Consider the following 18,757-nt stretch of genomic DNA (forward strand, 5'->3'; position numbering starts at 1 on the left):
TGAGGGTACGGCCTGATGTCAAGTCGCACCCCCAGAACGGCTCAGTTAGCCGGGCATATCGGAGAAACGGCAGATCTTCGTGTACTCCCCGGCGTCGATGCTCGCACCACCAACGAGCGCGCCATCGACATCGGGCTGAGCCATGATCCCTGCGATATTGCCTGACTTGACCGAGCCACCGTAAAGGATACGGACCGCGGAGGCCACTTCGGAGTCGTAGAGCTCAGCGAGTCTCACTCGCAAAGCTCCGCAGACCTCCTGAGCGTCCTCCGGGGTGGCCACCTCGCCGGTGCCGATCGCCCACACCGGTTCGTAGGCCACCACTATCGATTTTGCCTGCTCGGCCGTGATTTTGCGCAGCGCGCCGTCGAGTTGGCCAAGACTGTGCGCGATGTGGCGGCCCTCTTGACGCACCTCCAGCCCTTCGCCCACGCACAGGATGGGCGTGAGCGAGTGCCGGTAGGCGGCCCGCACCTTGGCGTTGACGACGTCGTCGTCCTCGTCGTGGTACTGCCGCCGCTCGGAGTGCCCGATCGTGACGTACGTGCAGCCCAGCTTGGCCAGCATGGCGCCCGACACCTCGCCGGTGTGGGCCCCGGCGTCATGCTCGGAGAGATCCTGGGCGCCGTAGACGATGCGCAGTTTGTCGCCGTCGACCAGGGTCTGGACGCTGCGCAGGTCGGTGAACGGCGGCAGGACGGCGACCTCGACCTTGTCGAAGTCTTTGTCACTCAGCCCGAAGGCCAGCTTCTGGACCAGCGCGATGGCCTCGAGGTGGTTGAGGTTCATCTTCCAGTTGCCGGCGATGAGCGGCTTGCGAGTGGTCACGTCACGCCTCCAGAGCCGCGAGTCCGGGAAGGGTCTTGCCCTCAAGGTATTCGAGACTGGCCCCGCCACCTGTGGAGATGTGCGAGAACCCGTCTTCCGGCAGCCCCAGCCTGCGCACGGCCGCCGCGGAGTCACCGCCACCCACCACGGTGAAGGCGCCCTCACCGCCGGTCCGGGCGATCAGCGCCTCGGCCACCGCCCTCGTGCCACCCGCGAACGCGTCGAACTCGAACACGCCCATCGGGCCGTTCCAGAACACGGTCTTGGCGTCGGCCAGCTTGCTCGCGAACAGTTCGCGCGTTCTGGGCCCGATGTCGAGACCCTCCCGGTCGGCCGGGATCGCCGTGGCGTCGACCACCTCGTGCTCCGCGTCGGCGGCGAAGGTGACCGCGGCCAGGACGTCGACCGGCAGAACGAGCTCGACACCCCGCTCGGCGGCCTCGTCGAGGAAGCCGCGGACCTGGTCGAGCTGGTCTTCCTGGAGCAGCGACCTGCCGACCTCGTGGCCCTGCGCCTTGAGGAAGGTGTAGGCCATGCCGCCGCCGACGAGCAGCCGGTCGACCTTGGTCAGCAGGTTGGCGATGACACCCAGCTTGTCGGAGACCTTGGCGCCGCCCAGCACGACCGCGTAGGGCCGCTCGGGCTCCTGCGTCAGCTTCTTGAGCACCTCGACCTCGGCCACGACGAGCCCGCCCGCCGCGTGCGGCAGCAACTGGGGGACGTCGTAGACGCTGGCGTGCTTGCGGTGCACCGCGCCGAAGCCGTCGCCGACGTAGAGCTCGGCCAGCCCTGCCAGCCGCTCCGCGAAGGCGCGCCGCGTGGCGTCGTCCTTCGACTCCTCGCCGGGCTCGAAGCGCAGGTTTTCCAGCAGGACGACCTGGCCGTCCTGGAGCGACTCGACACAACCGCGGGCGTTGTCACCGACCACGTCGGAGGCGAAGGCCACGTCCTGGCCGAGCAGCTCGCCGAGCCGCCTGGCCACCGGCCGGAGCGAGTATTTCGGCGTGACCTGGCCCTTGGGCCGGCCCAGGTGGGCGCAGACCACGACCTTGGCGCCCGCGCCGGTCAGCGCGCTGATCGTCGGCACGGACGCCCGGATGCGGCCGTCGTCGGTGATCTCCTCCCCGTCGAGGGGGACGTTGAGGTCGGCGCGCACGAGCACGCGCCGGCCCTTCACGTCGAGATCGTCGAGCGTGCGCATACTCATGCTCATGGCCTCACTCCGTGAGGCGGGCCCGGTCGCCATATGCCGCCGCCTTCCCCCACTGTGGTCGCTTCACTCCCGCCGCTTCTCCAGGCGGCGGCACTCCCTCGCAGGATCACAGGCCGCGGCCGACCAGCTCGATCAGGTCGGCGAGGCGGTTGGAGTAGCCCCACTCGTTGTCGTACCAGCCGACGACCTTGACCTGGTTGCCGATGACCTTGGTGAGGCCCGCGTCGAAGATGCAGGAGGCCGGGTCGGTGACGATGTCAGAGGAGACGATCGCGTCCTCGGTGTAGCTGATGATGCCCTTGAGCGGGCCCTCGGCGGCGGCCTTGACGGCGGCGTTGACCTCGTCGACGCTGACCTCGCGGCTGACGTCGACGGTGAGGTCGGTGGCCGATCCGGTGGGGATCGGCACGCGCATGGCGAAGCCGTCGAGCTTGCCCTTGAGCTCGGGCAGGACCAGGCCGATGGCCTTGGCGGCGCCGGTCGAGGTGGGCACCACGTTGAGCGCGGCGGCGCGGGCGCGGCGCAGGTCCTTGTGCGGGCCGTCCTGCAGGTTCTGGTCCTGCGTGTAGGCGTGGATGGTGGTCATCAGACCCTTCTCGATGGTGAAGGTGTCGTGCAGGACCTTGGCCATCGGCGCCAGGCAGTTGGTGGTGCAGGAGGCGTTGGAGATGATGGTGTGCTTGGCCGGGTCGTAGGCGCCGTCGTTGACGCCCAGGACGATCGTGACATCCTCGTTCTTCGCGGGCGCGGAGATGATGACCTTCTTCGCGCCGTTGTCGGCGTGCACCTTGGCCTTGGTGGCGTCGGTGAACAGGCCCGTGGACTCGAGCACGACGTCGACGCCGAGGTCGCCCCAGGGCAGCTTGGCCGGGTCACGCTCCTCGAAGACCTTGATCGCCTTGCCGTCGACGGTGATCTCGTCGCTGGTGGCCTTCACCTCGTAGGGCAGCCGGCCGAGGATGCTGTCGTACTTCAGCAGGTGAGCGAGCGTCGCGTTGTCGGTCAGGTCATTGACCGCGACGATCTCGATGTCCTTGCCGCTGGCGGCGACAGCGCGCCAGAAGTTGCGACCGATGCGGCCGAAGCCGTTGACGCCTACTCGGATGCTCACGGGAACCGATCTCCTCGAACAAATGATGGCGGGCTGGTACCTCAACCACGAACCTTATCGGACTCAAATTGGTTTAGACCACGTCAGGTGCCCCGCTGTGAATCGTCGTTCTGTAGGCGCGTTTTGGGAGGTTCGAGTAAAGTGCCCGACTCGTCGGAGTAAATTCGTGATTCTCTGGGGGCTGAGATGTCACACAAGCGGTCCGGCCTGCTGTCCGGACTGATCGTCGGCCTGCTGGCGGGGCTGGTCTGCGCGGCGGGGCTGGGGGCGGCCGTGCTCTTGCAGGAGAGCCTGCCCGGCGACATCACGACGTTCGGCAACGGGCTTCCTCTCCCCTTGGCCCTGTCTCTCGTCATCGCTCTGGTGGTCTCCTTCGCCATGGGCTCGGTGCGCCCGCGCACCTTCGTCCTGGTGCCCATCGCCACGCTGTACGCGGGCGGCGCCGTGGCCGCGGGACAGATCGCGGGGCTGGCCATCATGATCGGCTCCGCCAAGCGCGCACCCGGCAGGCAGACCCCGGCCGGTCTGTCCGACATCACCCTGCCCTCCTTCACCGAAGGCCTTCCCGAGGCGCTGGCCCTCTATCGTGACCCGCTGACGGAAACCTGGCCCGCCTGGCTCTACATCGCCGTCGCCGCTCTGGCCGCCCTCGTCCTGGTCGCCCTCCGGGTCACCCGCGTACGCCGCTCGCAGCGGGTCCAGGAAGCCCAGGTGGAGGAGGCCGAGGAGCCGCGCGAGCCGGAGTACCGGGCGCCGTTCGAGCCCGCCCAGGCCCCGGTGCCGAAGCCCACCACGGACCTGTTCACCCCCCGCAAACCGGCCCGCGACTGACCACCGCCACCCTTCACGACCACACGGCCCAGGGCACAAGCCATCCGGCACCCGCCGTCCTCGCGAACCACGGAACCCGGCCGACAGCGCGCTCGTCACGGCGAGCACTCCGTGAGCCTTCACGACCGGCCAGGACAGACGGCAACCCACGTCGGCGCGTGCGGTGCACTGTGCTGTGCCGTAAAGGATGGGAAAAGGTCGGTGCGGGGGGAAGCACCGTAACGACGGTCAGGGGGCGAGCATGTCGACGGTGAGATTGGCCTCGGTGTTGGGGATGCCCAGGTCGGAGGCGCGCTTGTCGGCCATGGCGAGCAGCCGCCGGATGCGGCCGGCGATCGCGTCCTTCGTCAGCGGCGGGTCGGCGATCTGCCCCAGTTCCTCCAGGGACGCCTGCTTGTGCTCCACCCGCAACCGTCCGGCCACGACCAGGTGTTCGGGCGCCTCGTCGCCGAGGATCTCGAGCGCCCGCTGCACCCGCGCTCCGGCCGCCACCGCGGCCCGTGCCGAGCGCCGCAGGTTGGCGTCGTCGAAGTTGGCCAGCCGGTTGGCGGTGGCCCGCACCTCGCGGCGCATGCGCCGCTCCTCCCAGGCGAGCACGCTGTCGTGCGCCCCGAGCCGGGTGAGCAGCGCGCTGATCGCGTCGCCGTCGCGCACCACGACGCGGTCGACGCCGCGCACCTCGCGCGCCTTGGCGTGGATCTTCAGCCGCCGTGCCGAGCCCACCAGCGCGAGGGCGGCCTCCGGCCCCGGGCAGGTGACCTCGAGCGACATCGAGCGGCCCGGCTCGGTCAGCGAGCCGTGGGCGAGGAAGGCCCCGCGCCAGGCGGCCTCGGCGTCGCAGGCCGCCCCCGCCACCACCTGGCGGGGCAGCCCGCGAACCGGCCGGCCGTGGTTGTCGATGAGGCCCGTCTGCCGGGCGAGCGCCTCGCCGTCGCGGTAGACGCGGACCACGTAGCGCGAGCCCTTGCGCAGCCCGGCGGGCGCGAGCACCAGGACCTCCGCCTTGTGTCCGAACACCTCACCGATGTCCTTGATCAGCCGCCGCGCCGTGGCGTTGGTGTCGAGCTCGGCCTCGATCACGATCCGCCCGCCCACCAGGTGCAGGCCGCTGGCGAACCGCAGCAGCGTCGAAACCTCCGCCTTGCGGCAGCACGGCTTCAGCACCGGCAGGCGGCTCAGCTCGTCTTTCACCACACCTGTCATCGCCATAAGCGTTAGTCCTCCCCCATTCAGACCGGCTCCCGTCAGTCTCTCGCACCTTGGCGCCACGCCGACCAGGATCAACGCTTCTGGAGGAAAATCTCGTCCAGGACGGAGGCAAGACGTCGTGGGTCATGCCGGGGAGAGCCATCAGCGGCCGCCACGTCGGCCATCACCAGCCGGGCGTCGAAGGCGGCGGCGGCTTTCTCCAGCGCGCCGGGATCGTCGACGATCCCGGTGTCGGCGAGCACGACGTCCATCGACAAGTCGGGAGCGTGCTGTCTGAGCACCTCCAGATGTTGCTGGGGAGAGAAGTCGTCGGTCTCGCCCGGCTGGGGCGCCAGGTTGAGCGTGACGAGCCGCCTGGCGCTGGTCGCGTGCAGGGCCCTGGCCAGCTCGGGCACCTTGAGGTGCGGCAACACGCTGGTGAACCACGACCCGGGCCCGAACACCACCCAGTCGGCGTCGAGCACGGCCGCGACGGCCTCGGGCCGCGCCGGCGGGTCTTCGGGGACGAGCGAGATCGCCTGCACCCTGCCGGGCGTCAGCGCACACGCCACCTGCCCGCGTACGGTCGAGATGACGCCGTCCAGCTCCACCTCGGCAACGATGTCGAGTGGCACCGACGCCATCGGCAACACCCGGCCGTGCGCGCCGAGCAGCCGTCCGACCCAGTCGAGCCCGGCCACGGAGTCGCCGAGCAGTTCCCACAGCGCGACGATCAGCAGGTTGCCCACGGCGTGCCCGTGCAGCTCGCCCTCGCTGCGGAAGCGGTGCTGCACGACCTCGCTCCACGTGCTGCCCCACTCGTCGTCGCCGCACAGAGCGGCCAGCGCCATCCGCAGGTCGCCGGGCGGCAGCACGCCGAGCTCGCGGCGCAACCGGCCGCTCGATCCGCCGTCGTCGGCGACGGTCACCACGGCGGTCAGCTGGTCGGTGACCATGCGTAAGGCCGACAGGGAGGCGTAGAGCCCGTGCCCGCCTCCGAGCGCCACCACTTTCGGCCCGATCCCGCCGGCCCGGGCCCCGCGCCCATCCGGGCCGGCAGCCAGCGACCTGGCGTCACCGCCCGTGAAGTCCTCACCATCGTCAGCGTCCGCATTCAGGGACCGCACACCCTCATGTGCGACGTCGCCCCGCGCTCGCGCGCCATCACCGAGAGGCGCCACGCCACCACCGGGGAGGGCCGCACCCGCACCCGGCACCCTTACGCCATTCGCCGAGCCCGCAACGACTCCGCCCGAGTCACTCCCCGACGGATGCACGACAACCCCGCCGGCACCACTTCCCGAGGGACCCCCGGTACCTTCACCCGGGCCACTCTCCGCCGGGCCCTCGGCGACGTCCCCCGCACCGCCGCGCGGAGCTCGCTCCCCGCCGGCTACCGGATGCGGCGAGGCGGCTTGGACGCCCTCATCGGTCACTCCCGCCCCACATCCCGATGGCTCACCTGGACCTCCATCCCGCGGTCGCGCAGGCGGGCGGCGACCTGCTCGGCCATGGCGACGCTGCGGTGCTTGCCGCCCGTGCAACCGACCGCGAGCGTGGCGTAGCTCTTGCCCTCGCGCGCGTAGCCGGCGGCGACCACCTGCAGCACCTCCTCGTAGGCGTCGAGGAACTCCTTGGCCCCTGGCTGGCCGAGCACGTAGTCGCGGACCGGGGTGTCGAGCCCGTTCATCGGCCGCAGGTCGGGCACCCAGTGCGGGTTGGGCAGGAAGCGGCAGTCGACCACGAGGTCGGCGTCGACCGGGAGCCCGTACTTGAACCCGAACGACACGACGTTGACCCGCAGTCCCGGCCGATCCTCCCCGCCGAAGAAGGAGACGATCTTGTGACGCAGCTCGTGCACATTGTGCGACGACGTGTCGATCACGAGGTCGGCGTTGGCCCTGACCTCACGCAGGATGCCCCGCTCCCTGGCGATGCCATCGACCAGACGCCCCTCGCCCTGCAGCGGATGCGGCCTGCGGACGTTCTCGAACCGGCGCACCAGCTCTTCGTCGCTGGCTTCCAGGAACACCACCCGTACGCGCACGCCGCGCCCTTCGAGCTCCTCGATGGCGGCGTTGAGGTCGGTGGTGAAGGCCAGGCTGCGCACGTCGACGACGGCCGCCACCTTGTCGGCGGCCAGCTTGACCTTGCCCGCCTCCTCGGCCATCGCGAACAACAGCCCGGGCGGCAGGTTGTCGATGACGAACCAGCCCAGGTCCTCAAGCGCTTTGGCCGCCGTGCTGCGCCCCGCGCCCGACATGCCGGTGACGATGACGAACGCCGGCTCGGTGCTCATTGTCTCACTCCGTCCGCCGGCTCGGCCTCACGAATGTCCATGTCAGCGGCCCTCCCGGCCTCATCACCATAGCGGAGGCGGGCAAGCGGGCGGCCGGCGACGTGCACGTCCTGGCATCCTGGCGAGATCAAGGCGAATCTCCCTTCAGCGTCGACACGATCACCTCGGCGATGGACGGGCCGATGCCGGGAACCTCGCAGATCTCGGCGGCCGTGGCCGCACGGAGCTTCTTCACGGAGCCGAAGTGCTTGAGAAGCGCTTGCCTGCGCGCCGGCCCGAGACCTGGAACGCCGTCGAGCGCGCTCTCCTTCACCGTCTTGGACCTCTTGGAACGATGGTAAGTGATGGCGAACCGATGCGCCTCGTCACGCACGCGCTGCAACAGATAAAGGCCCTCGCTTGAACGAGGCATGATCACGGGCTGGTCGTCGCCGGGCAGCCAGACCTCCTCCAGCCGCTTGGCCAGGCCGCACACGGCCACGTCGTCGATGCCGAGCTCGTCGAGCGCCCGCTGCGCGGCGGCCGCCTGGGGCCCCGCGCCGTCGACCACCACCAGGTTGGGTGGATAGGCGAACTTGCGGGGCTTGCCCGTCTCGGGATCGATCGGGCCGTGGCCGTCCTCGGTGTCGGGGGTCAGCTCACCGGTGGCGGAGCGTTCTTCGAGGTAGCGGCGGAAGCGCCGCATGATCACCTCGTGGATCGATGCGACGTCGCCCTCCTTGGTCTTGACGGCGAAGCGGCGATATTCGCTTTTGCGCGCCAGGCCGTCCTCGAACACCACCATCGACGCCACGACGTTCTCCCCCTGAAGGTGGGAGACGTCGTAGCATTCGATCCGCAGCGGCGCCTGGTCGAGGTCGAGCGCGTCGGCGATCTCCTGCAGGGCCTTGCTGCGCGTGGTCAGATCGCCGGCCCGGCGGACCTTGTGCTGGGCGAGCGACTCCTGGGCGTTGCGCTCGACCGTCTCCATCAGCGACCTCTTGTCGCCGCGCTGGGGCACGCGCACCTCGACGCGGGCGCGCCGCTGCTCGGTCAGCAGCTCGGCGACCGCCTCGTGGTCTGGCGGCAGCGCGGGCACGAGCACTTCGCGGGGCATCGCGTCGGGGCTCGCCTCGGCGTACATCTGCAGCAGGAACTGCTCGACCAGCTCGCCCGGCGTGATCTCCTCGACCTTGTCGATCACCCAGCCGCGCTGGCCGCGGATGCGGCCGCCGCGCACGTAGAAGACCTGCACGGCGGCTTCGAGCGGGTCTTCCGCGAGCGCGATCACGTCGGCGTCGGTGCCCTCGCCGAGCACGACCGCCTGCTTCTCGAGGGCGCGCTGGAGCGCCTGGACGTCGTCGCGCAGCCGCGCGGCACGCTCGTATTCCTGCTCGGCGGCCGCCTCGCGCATCTCCTTCTCCAGCCGCTTGATGAAGCGGCTGGTGTTGCCCGCCATGAAGTCGCAGAAGTCTTCGGCGAGCTCGCGGTGCTCCTCCGGGGTGACCCGGCCGACGCACGGGGCCGAGCACTTGTCGATGTAGCCGAGCAGACACGGCCGGCCGATCTGCCCGGCCCGCTTGAACACGCCGGCGCTGCACGTGCGCACAGGGAAGACCCGCAGCAGCAGGTCGACCGTCTCGCGGATGGCCCACGCGTGGGAGTAGGGGCCGAAGTAACGTGTGCCCTTGCGCTTGGCCCCGCGCATGACCTGCACGCGCGGAAAGTCGTCGGCCATGGTGACCGCGAGATAGGGGTAGGACTTGTCGTCGCGGTATTTCACGTTGAAGCGCGGGTCGAACTCCTTGATCCAGGAGTATTCGAGCTGCAACGCCTCGACCTCGGTGCCCACCACCGTCCAGTCGACGTCGGCCGCCGTGGTCAGCATCGACTGGGTGCGCGGGTGGAGCGCGGAGAAGTCGGCGAAGTAGGAGTTGAGCCGCTGGCGCAGGCTCTTGGCCTTGCCGACGTAGATCACCCGGCCGTGCGCGTCCCTGAACCGGTAGACCCCCGGGGAATCGGGGATCGCGCCTGGTCTGGGCCGGAAACTCAAGGGGCTGCCCGCTGATCTCGCCACGGTTCAAAGACTAGTAGCCCCTACCGACAAGGTTGCCCGTCCCGCCGCGCCCGCGCCACGGCGCGACCGGCCGGCCGCGCCCGCTAAGCCAGGGTGATCTGGTCGCCGTCAACCTTGATCTCCTGCGCCGCCAGCGGCTTGTCGGCAGGGCCGTCGGTCACCGCGCCGTCGGCGATCGCGAACTTGCTGCCGTGGCACGGGCAGACGATCGAACCGCCCTCGACGCTGGCGACCGGGCAGCCCTTGTGCGAGCACAGCGCGCTGAACGCCTTGAAGTCGCCCTCGGTGGGCTGGGTGATCACGATCTTCTGGTCCTTGAAGATCGTGCCGCCGCCGACGGGGATGTCAGCGGTCTTGGCCAGCGCACCACCGGCCTGCGGCGCGCCGGACTCAGGTGCGCTCGACTGAGGTGCGCTCGACTCCGCGGCAGTGCCGGCGTCCTGTGCGGTGTCCGTGCCGCCGCCACACGCGGTGACCGCCAGCGCGAGGCCACTGGCCCCGACACCCGCGATCACCGCCCGGCGGCTCTGAAGGTCGTTTCCCATGCGCCTCACCCAAACGCACCTAGGTGAGAAAATCATGAGACAAGGTTTAGGCGAGTCTGATCTTATCGCCGTCCACGCTGATCTTCTTTTCCTCGAGCGGCCCGCCGGCCGGCCCGTCCGCCACCGAGCCGTCCTCGATGCTGAACTTGCTGCCGTGGCACGGGCAGTTGATCGTGTTGTTCGAGACCGTGGCGACGGTGCACCCCGCGTGGGTGCACACCGCGCTGAACGCCTTGAAATCGCCCGCGGTCGGCTGCGTGACGACGACCTTCTCGTTCTCGAAGACCTTCCCGCCGCCCTCGGGGATGTCGCTGGTGTCGGCCAGAGCCTTTCCTCCGCCGGCCGCCGCCTTCTTTTTCTCCGGCTTCTTCTCCGGCGCCTCAGACGACGGCTCCTCCGCCGGTGGCTCCGCGACCGCTTCCGTCGTCGGCGAACCGTAGCTCGCGCAGGCCGTCAGAATCGCCGCGAGCCCGGCACCTCCAGCGCCGAGCACCACATTCCGGCGTGTCGTCTCCGTCATGGTGCGTCCTCCCAGATCGGTTCCACTTCAGGTACGGCAGCGCTCCCGCGCCGGTTCAGCGTGCCTGAGCCCAATCCCGGTGACCACGCACATTTACCTGTTCAGCCCACCGCTCCGCGCCACGTCAGGCGACCACGATGCCGTCGCCCTCGACCCTGACCTGGTACGAGGCCAGCGCGCCGGTGGCGGGGCCCTTGGTGGCCTTCCCGCTGTCGGCGGCGAACTCGCTGCCGTGGCAGGCGCACGCGATGACGTTGTCCTCGGGCGTGCTGACGACGCAGCCCTTGTGGGGGCAGAGCGCGCTGAACGCCTTGTAAACGCCCTGCGTCGGCTGCGTGACCACGATCTTCAGGTCTTCGACCAGCGTGCCCCCGCCCACGGGCACGTCAGCCGTCTTGGCGAGAACCTTGCCCTTGAGGCTCGGCTTGGGCTCGGCTCCGCCCGCCCCGCAGCCGGCGAGCGCCAGCCCGCACGCCGCCACCCCGGCCGCTCCCAGCACCGCACGCCGCCCGGGCCCGCTGGTCCCCGGCGCACACCCGCGCCCCGCCGGAGCGTGCGCCGGCCCCGCCGCCGGAGCGTGACCCTGCCCGGCCGCCGGCTCGTGCCTGTTTCCGGGCATGGCTCCGCCCGGCTCCGTAACCGTCATTGTTCTGCCGACCCTTCGCGTCGCCACTGACCCCCTGCAGGTCAGGCCGCTGTCAAAGTCAACTTTATGGGCCTGCCCCCTCGGTCCGGTCAGCGGGTGGTAGGCGCGCGGTCAGCGGCGGCGCCGAATCTGCGGTCATGACTCTGTCCTCGACACAGCCGCCCGCCGCACCCGACAGGCCCCGATGGTGGCGGCGTCCCTGGGTGGCGCCGCTGATGGTGGTGGCGGCGGCGTTCGTCGCGTTCTCGCTCCCGCCGTACCTGTCCCTGGATCCGAGCCAGTCGCGCGTCCCCGCACCGGACTTCTTCCCGCCGCACTTCGTGGTCCTCTCGGCGCACGTCGTGTTCGGCTCGGTGGCGATGATCACGTGCTGCCTGCAGATCTGGCCCTGGTTCCGCGCGCGTCATCCGCGAGCGCACCGCTGGATCGGCCGCGTGTACGTCTTCGGCGGCTGCCTTCCCAGCGGGGTCATGGGCCTGGTGGTCGGGGTGGCCACCCCGTGGGGCCCGGTGAGCATGGTCAGCAACGTGCTGCTGGCGCTGCTCTGGCTGGGCTGCACGTTCGCCGGATGGCGGATGGCCAGGCAGCGCAGGTTCGTCGATCACCGCAGGTGGATGGTGCGCAGTTTCGCCCTGACCATGTCCATCATCACGAACCGTCTTTATGGCGTGGCGCTGATCATCCTGTTCACACCGCAGCTCGAAACGACGTTCGGCGGCGACGAGGCCGTCATGGGGAACACGGTGGCGGCGCTGAGCGCCTGGCTGGGCTGGGTGCTGCCGCTGCTGCTGGCCGAGTGGTGGCTGGAGCGCGGCGACGCCGCCAAGCGCCGCCGCCTCGCCCGCAGGCACGCGGCAACGACGCCGGTGGCAGCGGACCTCCGTACGCCGCAGAGCTGAACCACCCCGAGCCCTGCGAGCGAAACCCGGCGCTGCACCGCACACCCGATCGGGCACGACGGCCCACCACCGATTCGTCAGCCACGGCGTGACAACCGTCACGCCGTGAACCGCCACCGACCCGTGAACCGCAGTGGGGCGACCACCACGAACCCGGGCCGTCGCCGCCCTGCGGACCACGCCCCGCCCGGCCGCGCCCCTGTCGCCGCCCGGCGATGCGCCGCTCGTACGGAGGTCAGTGCGCCAGGATCTTGCGCAGGAACCGCCCCGTGTGACTCTCGTCCACGAGGGCGACCTCCTCCGGCGTGCCGCTGGCGACGAGCGTGCCGCCGCGCGACCCGCCCTCGGGCCCCATGTCGATGATCCAGTCGGCGGTCTTGATGACGTCGAGGTTGTGCTCGATGACGATCACCGTGTTGCCGCCGTCGACCAGCCGCCCGAGCACGCCGAGCAGCCGCCGGATGTCCTCGAAGTGCAGGCCGGTGGTCGGCTCGTCGAGCACGTAGATCGTCCGGCCGGTCTGCCGTCGCTGCAGCTCGGAGGCGAGCTTGACGCGCTGCGCCTCGCCGCCGGACAGGGTCGTGGCCGGCTGTCCGAGACGCACGTAGCCCAGGCCCACGTCGTTGAGCGTCTGCAGGTGGCGCTTGATCGCGGGGATCGCGTCGAAGAAGCCGAGGGCCTCCTCGATCGGCATGTCGAGCACCTCGGCGATCGTCTTGCCCTTGTAGTGGACCTCCAGCGTCTCCCGGTTGTAGCGGGCGCCGTGGCAGACCTCGCAGGGGACGTAGACGTCGGGCAGGAAGTTCATCTCGATCTTGATGGTGCCGTCGCCCGCGCACGCCTCGCAGCGGCCGCCCTTGACGTTGAAGCTGAAGCGCCCCGGCTGGTAGCCGCGCACCTTGGCCTCGGACGTGGCCGCGAACAGTTTCCGCACGTGGTCGAACACGCCGGTGTAGGTGGCCGGGTTGGAGCGTGGCGTGCGCCCGATGGGCGACTGGTCGACGTGAACGACCTTGTCGACCTGGTCCATGCCGTTGATCCGCGAGTGCCGCCCCGGCACCGTGCGGGCGCCGTTGAGCTCCTTGGCCAGCGCGTTGTAGAGGATGTCGTTGACCAGCGTCGACTTGCCGGAGCCCGACACGCCGGTCACCGCCGTGAACACGCCCAGCGGGAATTCGATGTCGACGCCCTGGAGGTTGTGCTCGCGCGCACCCTTGACGGTGATCTGCCGCTTCTTGTCGCGCTTTCGGCGGTTGGCGGGAATCGGGATGCTTCTGCGCCCAGACAGGTATTGCCCGGTGAGCGACCCCTCACTGGTGAGCAGGTCCTGGACCGTGCCGGAGACGACCACCTGGCCGCCGTGCTCGCCGGCGCCCGGCCCGATGTCGACGACCCAGTCGGCCGCCGCGATCGTGTCCTCGTCGTGCTCGACGACGATCAGCGTGTTGCCCATGTCGCGCAGCCTGACCAGCGTGTCGAGCAGGCGCATGTTGTCACGCTGGTGCAGGCCGATGGACGGCTCGTCGAGCACGTAAAGGACACCGACCAGGCCGGAGCCGATCTGGGTGGCCAGCCTGATGCGCTGGGCCTCGCCGCCCGCGAGGGTCGCGGCCGCGCGGTCCATGGTGAGATAGTCGAGGCCGACGTCGAGCAGGAAGCCCATGCGGGCGTTGATCTCCTTGACCACCCGCTCGGCGATCTGCATGTCGCGGTCGGACAACTTGAGCGCGGCCAGGAACTTCGCGCACTCGCCGATCGACATCGCCGCCACCTCGGCGATCGACTTCCCTGCCACCGTCACGGCGAGGGTGACCGGCTTGAGCCTGGCCCCCTTGCAGGTGGGGCACGGGATCTCCCGCATGTAGCCCTCGAACCGCTCGCGGGCCGTGTCGCTCTCCGCCTCCGCGTGCCTGCGCTGCACCCATGGGATGACGCCGTCGTAGGTCGTGTAGTAGGAGCGCTGCCTGCCGTAACGGTTGCTGTAGCGGACGTGCACCTGCTCGTCGTGGCCGTACAGCAGTGACTTCTGCGCCTTCTTCGGCAGCTTCTCCCACGACGTGTCGAGCGTGAATCCGACCGTGTGGCCGAGCGCCTCGACCAGCCTGCTGAAGTATTCGCTGGTGTGGCCGCCCGACCACGGGTGCAGCGCGCCGTCGCGCAGTGTGCGCTCGGGGTCGGGGACCACCAGGTCGGGGTCGACCTCCATCTTGGTGCCCAGGCCCGTGCACTCGGGGCAGGCGCCGAACGGCGAGTTGAACGAGAACGAGCGCGGCTCCAGCTCCTCGAACGACAGGTCGTCGTAGGGGCAGTAGAGGTGCTCGGAATAGAAGCGCTCGCGGTTGGGGTCGTCTTCGGGGAGATCGACGAACTCGAGCGTGATGGTGCCGCCGGACAACTGCAACGCCGTCTCGACCGAGTCGGTCAGCCTGCGCCGGGCCGACTCCTTGACCGACAGGCGGTCGACGATGACCTCGATGTCGTGCTTCTCGTACTTCTTCAGGGTGGGCGGCTCCTCCAGGCGTACGACGGTGCCGTCGACCCTGGCCCGGGCGAAGCCCTTGGTCTGCAACTCGCGGAACAACTCGGCGTATTCGCCCTTGCGGCCCCTGATGACCGGGGCGAGCACCTGGAAACGGGTGCCCTCGTCGAGGTCCATCACCCGGTCGACGATCTGCTGCGGGGTCTGCCTGGCGATCGGGCGGGTGCACACCGGGCAGTGGGGCTTGCCGATGCGCGCCCACAGCAGCCTGAGGTAGTCGTAGACCTCGGTGATCGTGCCGACCGTCGAGCGGGGGTTTTTACTGGTCGCCTTCTGGTCGATCGACACCGCGGGAGACAGGCCCTCGATGAAGTCGACGTCGGGCTTGTCCATCTGACCGAGGAACTGGCGGGCATAGGCCGACAACGACTCGACATAGCGCCGCTGGCCTTCGGCGAAGATCGTGTCGAAGGCCAGGCTCGACTTCCCGGAGCCGGACAGGCCGGTGAAGACGATCAGCGAGTCTCGCGGCAGGTCGAGCGAGACGTCTTTGAGGTTGTGTTCTCGTGCACCACGCACGATCAGGCGGTCTGCCACGGCGATCCCGGAGGTCGAAAGGCGGATAGGTCCACGGCGGATGGTAGACGGGGGCTCCGACAATTTCGGCGGCGCGGACTCACGTGCGAGTGACCGGCCCCCGAAACGCGTCCATCACAGGTTACGGCCATCTCCCACCTCGCAGGAGCCCTTCACCGCTCAACCTCCTGACCTGCTGCTTTCATCCCCGATCCAGTGGGGACACCCAGAAATGATGAAAAATCCAGACAGGGTGGTCCTACCCGCGCTCCAAGCCGAACTCTCCGCCGCGACCAACCGGCTGCTGGCCACGGCCGCGTCGCTCAGTGACGCCGACCTGGGCGCCCCTTCCCTCCTGCCGGGCTGGACCAGGGGCCACGTGCTCGCCCACGTCGCCCAGAACGCCGGCTCCCACCTCAACCTGCTGGCCTGGGCCAGGACCGGCGTACGAACCCCGCAGTACGCCTCACTCCAGGCCAGGGCCACGGCGATCGAGGCCGCGGCCACTCGCCCGGTCGCCCGTCACCTGGCCGACCTCGAGGAGGGCGCCGCCCGCGTGGCCGCCGCGATCCGCGACATGCCGGACGAGTGCTGGTCCGCGCGGGTGGAGGGCATGCGCCCGCCGCCGCACCCCGCCTGGTACCTCCTCGTACGCCGCCTGCGCGAGGTCGGCTTCCACCACGTGGACCTCGACGCCGGGTACGGCCCGGCGGACTGGCCGGAGCCGTTCGTCGCCCGGGAGCTCCACGACTGCCGGGCGTGCTGGCCCCGCGACGGCGGCACGGTGAGCGAAATCGTCCTCAGGAGCCAGTCGGGCGGGATCGTCGCCAGGTGGCCGCGGCTCGGCTCCGGCCCCGCCGTCGAAGGAGCCCCCGCGGCCGTGCTGGCCTGGCTCACCGGCAGGTCGGGCGGCGAGGGCGTTACGCTGGTGCCCATGGGGCGGTTGTCGACACCAGACCCGGCGGCGCTTCCGGCGCCTCCGCCGTGGCTGACGGCTACGGCCCCCGCTGATCTGCCCGCGACGCCCCCGGAGGACTACCCATGACCTATACAGGTGACGTCCAGGTCGGTGGCCCCGCCGACGTGCGAGAGCTGCCCGCGCTCACTATCTCCAAGCTCGCCGTCGGCCCTTACGACAACAACGCCTATCTGCTGCGCTGCACGGAGACGGGCGAGGGCCTGCTCATCGACGCGGCCGCCGACTCCGACCGTCTGCTGGCGCTGATCGCCGACCAGCCGATCCGCGCGGTCGTCACCACGCACCAGCACCCCGACCACTGGCAGGCGCTGGAGCAGGTGATCAGGGTGACCGGGGCTCAGGCGATCGCCCATCCGCTCGACGCGCCCGAGCTGCCCGTGCCGGTCAACCGCACGGTCGAGCACGGCGACACGATCACCGTCGGCGCGGTCAGCCTTGAGGTCATCCACCTGCGGGGGCACACGCCAGGGTCGATCGCGCTGCTCTACGACGGCGGCGAGGCGGGCCATCACCTTTTCACCGGAGATTCCCTGTTCCCCGGCGGCGTCGGCAACACGTGGAAGGATCCCGAGCGGTTCACCCAGCTCTACAACGACGTGGTGGAGCGCGTCTTCGACCGCCTCCCCGACGAGACCTGGGTCTATCCGGGCCACGGCAAGGACACGACGCTCAGGGCCGAGCGCCCTGCGCTGCCCGAGTGGAAGGCCCGCGGCTGGTAGTCGCGCGCGGGCAAGGGTCAGTGCCGGGCGGCGAGCACGTGCACGATCCGCTCGGCCGCGAGGGCGGGATCGTCGGCCAGGCCGACGAGCTCGCCCCACGACCACCGGTAGAACCACCCCTCCGAGAGGGGTACGCAGTCGACGGTCTCGGCCAGCAGGATCGTGTCGGGATCGCTGATCCGCAACGCCGGCGGATGGGACCGCAGCGTGGCGGTCAGTCCGCGTTGCTCCAGTTCCTCGGCCAGCTTGGCGAGGAAGTAGGTGCGCGTGTGCTCGCGTGGCTGGGCCGGCATGGTTCCATCACATCCGACGGCGGGCGGGAAATCCCATCAGTTGCCGATGCGCTCGGCTTCTTTACGGAGTTCGCGCTTGTAGAAGAGCATCCGGAGCGGAATCGCCGCCACGAGCGCGATCTGCATGCTCGCGCCGATCTTGATCGGCAGGTCGCCCCCTTCCGGCCAGGCGACCCAGAACGTGAGGAACGCCACGTTCACCATGATCCAACCGAGCACGACCGCCGCGAGCTGGCCCTTCGGCTTGGGATACTCGATCCGGCTGACCATCAGCCACGCCACGCCGAGCACGCCCAGCAGCGCATAGATGCTCGGCTGGAACAGCAGCACGATCGAGATCACCGTCATGGCGCCCATCGGGATCGGCAGGCCCATGAAGTCGCCGCTCTTGGTCTTGACGCAGGCGAACCTGGCCAGCCGCACGACCCCGGCGACCAGCACGGACGCCGCCGCGACCAGCACCGCGGTGAACGGCACCTGATCGGTGAACCCGCCCCAGATCACGACCATGAACGCGGGCGCGAACCCGAAGCTGATGACGTCGGCCAGGTTGTCGAGCTCGGCGCCCATCGCCGACGCGCGGAAGCGCCGCGCGACGAGGCCGTCGAACAGGTCGCACGTCGCCCCGATGAGCAGCAGCACGATGGCGGTGGCGAAATAGCTCGGATTGGGCACGAACGGGCCACCGGCCATCTGGAGCTGCATGATCGCGGAGTAGGCCAGGACGCACACCGCCATGAACCCGCAGACCGCGTTGCCCAGCGAGAGGGAGTCGGCGGCGGACAGGCGGAACGCCTTGCCGACGGGGCCACGAGGCTCTTCCTCATCCGCCTGCCAACTACCGGCGTCAGCCGCGGTCAATTCTGGTCACCCCCGCAACTGTCTTCTCTCCCACGGACACCGCAGGAGTGATCCCTTCGGGAAGGTAGATGTCGACCCGCGAACCGAACCGGATGAGCCCGATTCGCTCGCCCGGCGTGACCTTCGCGCCCGCGCTCAGGTACGGCACGATCCTGCGCGCCACCGCGCCCGCGATCTGCACCATCTCGATGTCGCCCAGCGCGGTCTCGAAATGCCACACCACGCGCTCGTTCTGGTCGCTGTCCTTGTTGAACGCCGGCAAGAACCCACCTGGCACATGCTGCACGGATGTGACATTTCCCGCAAGGGGGGCGCGATTGACGTGAACGTTCAGCGGGCTCATGAAGATCGCGATCCGGGTGCGGCCGTCCGGCCACGGATCGATGCTCTGCACCACGCCGTCGGCGGGCGACAGGATGCGTCCCTGACCCGGCGTGCGGTCAGGATCGCGGAAGAACCAGAGCATGCCCCCGGTGAGCGCGCCCAGCGGCACCGCCGCGAGCGCCCATCGCCGGTCTCTGCGCGTCAACAACGCGGTGGCGGCCGCCGCGGCCGCTGTGGGGATGAGCCACGGGGAGACCCCGCGTGCGAGCCTGACAGAGTTTGCGCGGCTCGACTTGGCAGAATCGGACACGTACAACCTTTGGTGGTGGACTGGACTGGGCGCTTTGCTGTGACGTTACAAAGCTAGCAACTATGACACAGCGCAACTAC

The 18,757-nt window shown here is 69.7% G+C and carries 18 protein-coding genes; 4 read left to right on the forward strand and 14 right to left on the reverse strand.

From position 1 onward, the window contains the following. Nucleotides 1–45 precede the first annotated feature (45 nt). The 3 genes from tpiA to gap all read right to left on the reverse strand — a co-directional run bounded on the left by tpiA (nt 46) and on the right by gap (nt 3,152). Entirely contained in the window at nt 46–828 is a 783-nt protein-coding gene (gene tpiA / locus ABGA98_RS32795; RefSeq protein ID WP_347622276.1) for a triose-phosphate isomerase, read from the reverse strand. Nucleotide 829: 1 nt separating this feature from the next. After that, the gene (locus ABGA98_RS32800) at nt 830–2,029 is read right to left on the reverse strand and encodes a phosphoglycerate kinase (RefSeq protein WP_347622323.1); all 1,200 of its coding nucleotides are present in this window, start codon (nt 2,027–2,029) and stop codon (nt 830–832) included. A 118-nt stretch (nt 2,030–2,147) separates the two neighbouring features. Beyond that, nucleotides 2,148–3,152, reverse strand: a complete 1,005-nt coding sequence (gap, locus tag ABGA98_RS32805; protein WP_347622277.1) for a type I glyceraldehyde-3-phosphate dehydrogenase — start codon at nt 3,150–3,152, stop codon at nt 2,148–2,150. 186 nt (nt 3,153–3,338) lie between these two features. Here gap and ABGA98_RS32810 point away from each other — a divergent pair, with 186 nt between their 5' ends. After that, nucleotides 3,339–3,983, forward strand: a complete 645-nt coding sequence (locus ABGA98_RS32810) for a hypothetical protein (RefSeq protein ID WP_347622278.1) — start codon at nt 3,339–3,341, stop codon at nt 3,981–3,983. Nucleotides 3,984–4,211: 228 nt separating this feature from the next. On the opposite strand, the gene whiA is transcribed toward ABGA98_RS32810, so the two are convergent. The 7 genes from whiA to ABGA98_RS32845 form a co-directional block, all read right to left on the reverse strand. Further along, nucleotides 4,212–5,192, reverse strand: a complete 981-nt coding sequence (gene whiA, locus ABGA98_RS32815; RefSeq protein ID WP_026214667.1) for a DNA-binding protein WhiA — start codon at nt 5,190–5,192, stop codon at nt 4,212–4,214. Between the two features lie 71 nt (nt 5,193–5,263). After that, nucleotides 5,264–6,181, reverse strand: coding sequence for a uridine diphosphate-N-acetylglucosamine-binding protein YvcK (gene yvcK, locus ABGA98_RS32820; RefSeq protein WP_347622324.1), 918 nt, complete (start codon nt 6,179–6,181; stop codon nt 5,264–5,266). Between the two features lie 422 nt (nt 6,182–6,603). Continuing rightward, nucleotides 6,604–7,470: an RNase adapter RapZ gene (gene rapZ, locus ABGA98_RS32825; RefSeq protein ID WP_347622279.1), complete on the reverse strand. Its 867-nt coding sequence runs from the start codon at nt 7,468–7,470 to the stop codon at nt 6,604–6,606. A 127-nt stretch (nt 7,471–7,597) separates the two neighbouring features. Next, entirely contained in the window at nt 7,598–9,502 is a 1,905-nt protein-coding gene (gene uvrC / locus ABGA98_RS32830; RefSeq protein ID WP_347622325.1) for an excinuclease ABC subunit UvrC, read from the reverse strand. Nucleotides 9,503–9,609: 107 nt separating this feature from the next. Further along, nucleotides 9,610–10,071: a Rieske (2Fe-2S) protein gene (locus ABGA98_RS32835; RefSeq protein WP_347622280.1), complete on the reverse strand. Its 462-nt coding sequence runs from the start codon at nt 10,069–10,071 to the stop codon at nt 9,610–9,612. 46 nt (nt 10,072–10,117) lie between these two features. After that, nucleotides 10,118–10,567 (reverse strand): Rieske (2Fe-2S) protein, encoded by a 450-nt coding sequence (locus ABGA98_RS32840; RefSeq protein ID WP_347622281.1) that lies wholly within the window; start codon nt 10,565–10,567, stop codon nt 10,118–10,120. Nucleotides 10,568–10,715: 148 nt separating this feature from the next. Continuing rightward, complete coding sequence (locus tag ABGA98_RS32845; RefSeq protein ID WP_347622282.1) at nt 10,716–11,210, reverse strand: Rieske (2Fe-2S) protein; 495 nt, start codon at nt 11,208–11,210, stop codon at nt 10,716–10,718. Nucleotides 11,211–11,374: 164 nt separating this feature from the next. Between ABGA98_RS32845 and ABGA98_RS32850 the strand changes: the two genes are divergently transcribed. Beyond that, entirely contained in the window at nt 11,375–12,136 is a 762-nt protein-coding gene (locus ABGA98_RS32850) for a DUF2306 domain-containing protein (protein ID WP_347622283.1), read from the forward strand. Between the two features lie 235 nt (nt 12,137–12,371). On the opposite strand, the gene uvrA is transcribed toward ABGA98_RS32850, so the two are convergent. Next, entirely contained in the window at nt 12,372–15,212 is a 2,841-nt protein-coding gene (gene uvrA / locus ABGA98_RS32855) for an excinuclease ABC subunit UvrA (protein ID WP_347622284.1), read from the reverse strand. A gap of 214 nt (nt 15,213–15,426) precedes the next feature. Between uvrA and ABGA98_RS32860 the strand changes: the two genes are divergently transcribed. Continuing rightward, nucleotides 15,427–16,236: a maleylpyruvate isomerase family mycothiol-dependent enzyme gene (locus tag ABGA98_RS32860; protein ID WP_347622285.1), complete on the forward strand. Its 810-nt coding sequence runs from the start codon at nt 15,427–15,429 to the stop codon at nt 16,234–16,236. Further along, nucleotides 16,233–16,889: an MBL fold metallo-hydrolase gene (locus ABGA98_RS32865; RefSeq protein WP_347622286.1), complete on the forward strand. Its 657-nt coding sequence runs from the start codon at nt 16,233–16,235 to the stop codon at nt 16,887–16,889. The genes ABGA98_RS32860 and ABGA98_RS32865 overlap by 4 nt, the downstream gene beginning before the upstream one ends. 17 nt (nt 16,890–16,906) lie before the next feature. Here the strand turns inward: ABGA98_RS32865 and ABGA98_RS32870 are convergent, their stop codons facing one another. From ABGA98_RS32870 to ABGA98_RS32880, 3 genes are read right to left on the reverse strand one after another with little or no spacing between them, the layout of a single operon-like run. Next, complete coding sequence (locus tag ABGA98_RS32870; protein WP_347622287.1) at nt 16,907–17,182, reverse strand: hypothetical protein; 276 nt, start codon at nt 17,180–17,182, stop codon at nt 16,907–16,909. A 36-nt stretch (nt 17,183–17,218) separates the two neighbouring features. Continuing rightward, nucleotides 17,219–18,043, reverse strand: a complete 825-nt coding sequence (pssA, locus tag ABGA98_RS32875; RefSeq protein WP_347622288.1) for a CDP-diacylglycerol--serine O-phosphatidyltransferase — start codon at nt 18,041–18,043, stop codon at nt 17,219–17,221. Continuing rightward, complete coding sequence (locus ABGA98_RS32880; RefSeq protein WP_347622289.1) at nt 18,030–18,677, reverse strand: phosphatidylserine decarboxylase; 648 nt, start codon at nt 18,675–18,677, stop codon at nt 18,030–18,032. The genes pssA and ABGA98_RS32880 overlap by 14 nt, the downstream gene beginning before the upstream one ends. Between the last annotated feature and the right edge of the window lie 80 nt (nt 18,678–18,757).

The sequence above is a fragment of the Nonomuraea sp. B1E8 genome, assembly GCF_039871515.1.
Classification (GTDB): domain Bacteria; phylum Actinomycetota; class Actinomycetes; order Streptosporangiales; family Streptosporangiaceae; genus Nonomuraea.

What these genes read in the sequence shown, in the direction of transcription:
- ABGA98_RS32870 (WP_347622287.1), bottom strand. Translation starts at nt 17,182, where the DNA reads ATGCCGGCCCAGCCACGCGAGCACACGCGCACCTACTTCCTCGCCAAG.
- ABGA98_RS32850 (WP_347622283.1), top strand. Translation starts at nt 11,375, where the DNA reads ATGACTCTGTCCTCGACACAGCCGCCCGCCGCACCCGACAGGCCCCGA.
- ABGA98_RS32810 (WP_347622278.1), top strand. Translation starts at nt 3,339, where the DNA reads ATGTCACACAAGCGGTCCGGCCTGCTGTCCGGACTGATCGTCGGCCTG.
- ABGA98_RS32800 (WP_347622323.1), bottom strand. Translation starts at nt 2,029, where the DNA reads ATGCGCACGCTCGACGATCTCGACGTGAAGGGCCGGCGCGTGCTCGTG.
- rapZ (WP_347622279.1), bottom strand. Translation starts at nt 7,470, where the DNA reads ATGAGCACCGAGCCGGCGTTCGTCATCGTCACCGGCATGTCGGGCGCG.
- ABGA98_RS32860 (WP_347622285.1), top strand. Translation starts at nt 15,427, where the DNA reads ATGAAAAATCCAGACAGGGTGGTCCTACCCGCGCTCCAAGCCGAACTC.
- whiA (WP_026214667.1), bottom strand. Translation starts at nt 5,192, where the DNA reads ATGGCGATGACAGGTGTGGTGAAAGACGAGCTGAGCCGCCTGCCGGTG.
- ABGA98_RS32835 (WP_347622280.1), bottom strand. Translation starts at nt 10,071, where the DNA reads ATGGGAAACGACCTTCAGAGCCGCCGGGCGGTGATCGCGGGTGTCGGG.
- ABGA98_RS32865 (WP_347622286.1), top strand. Translation starts at nt 16,233, where the DNA reads ATGACCTATACAGGTGACGTCCAGGTCGGTGGCCCCGCCGACGTGCGA.
- ABGA98_RS32845 (WP_347622282.1), bottom strand. Translation starts at nt 11,210, where the DNA reads ATGCCCGGAAACAGGCACGAGCCGGCGGCCGGGCAGGGTCACGCTCCG.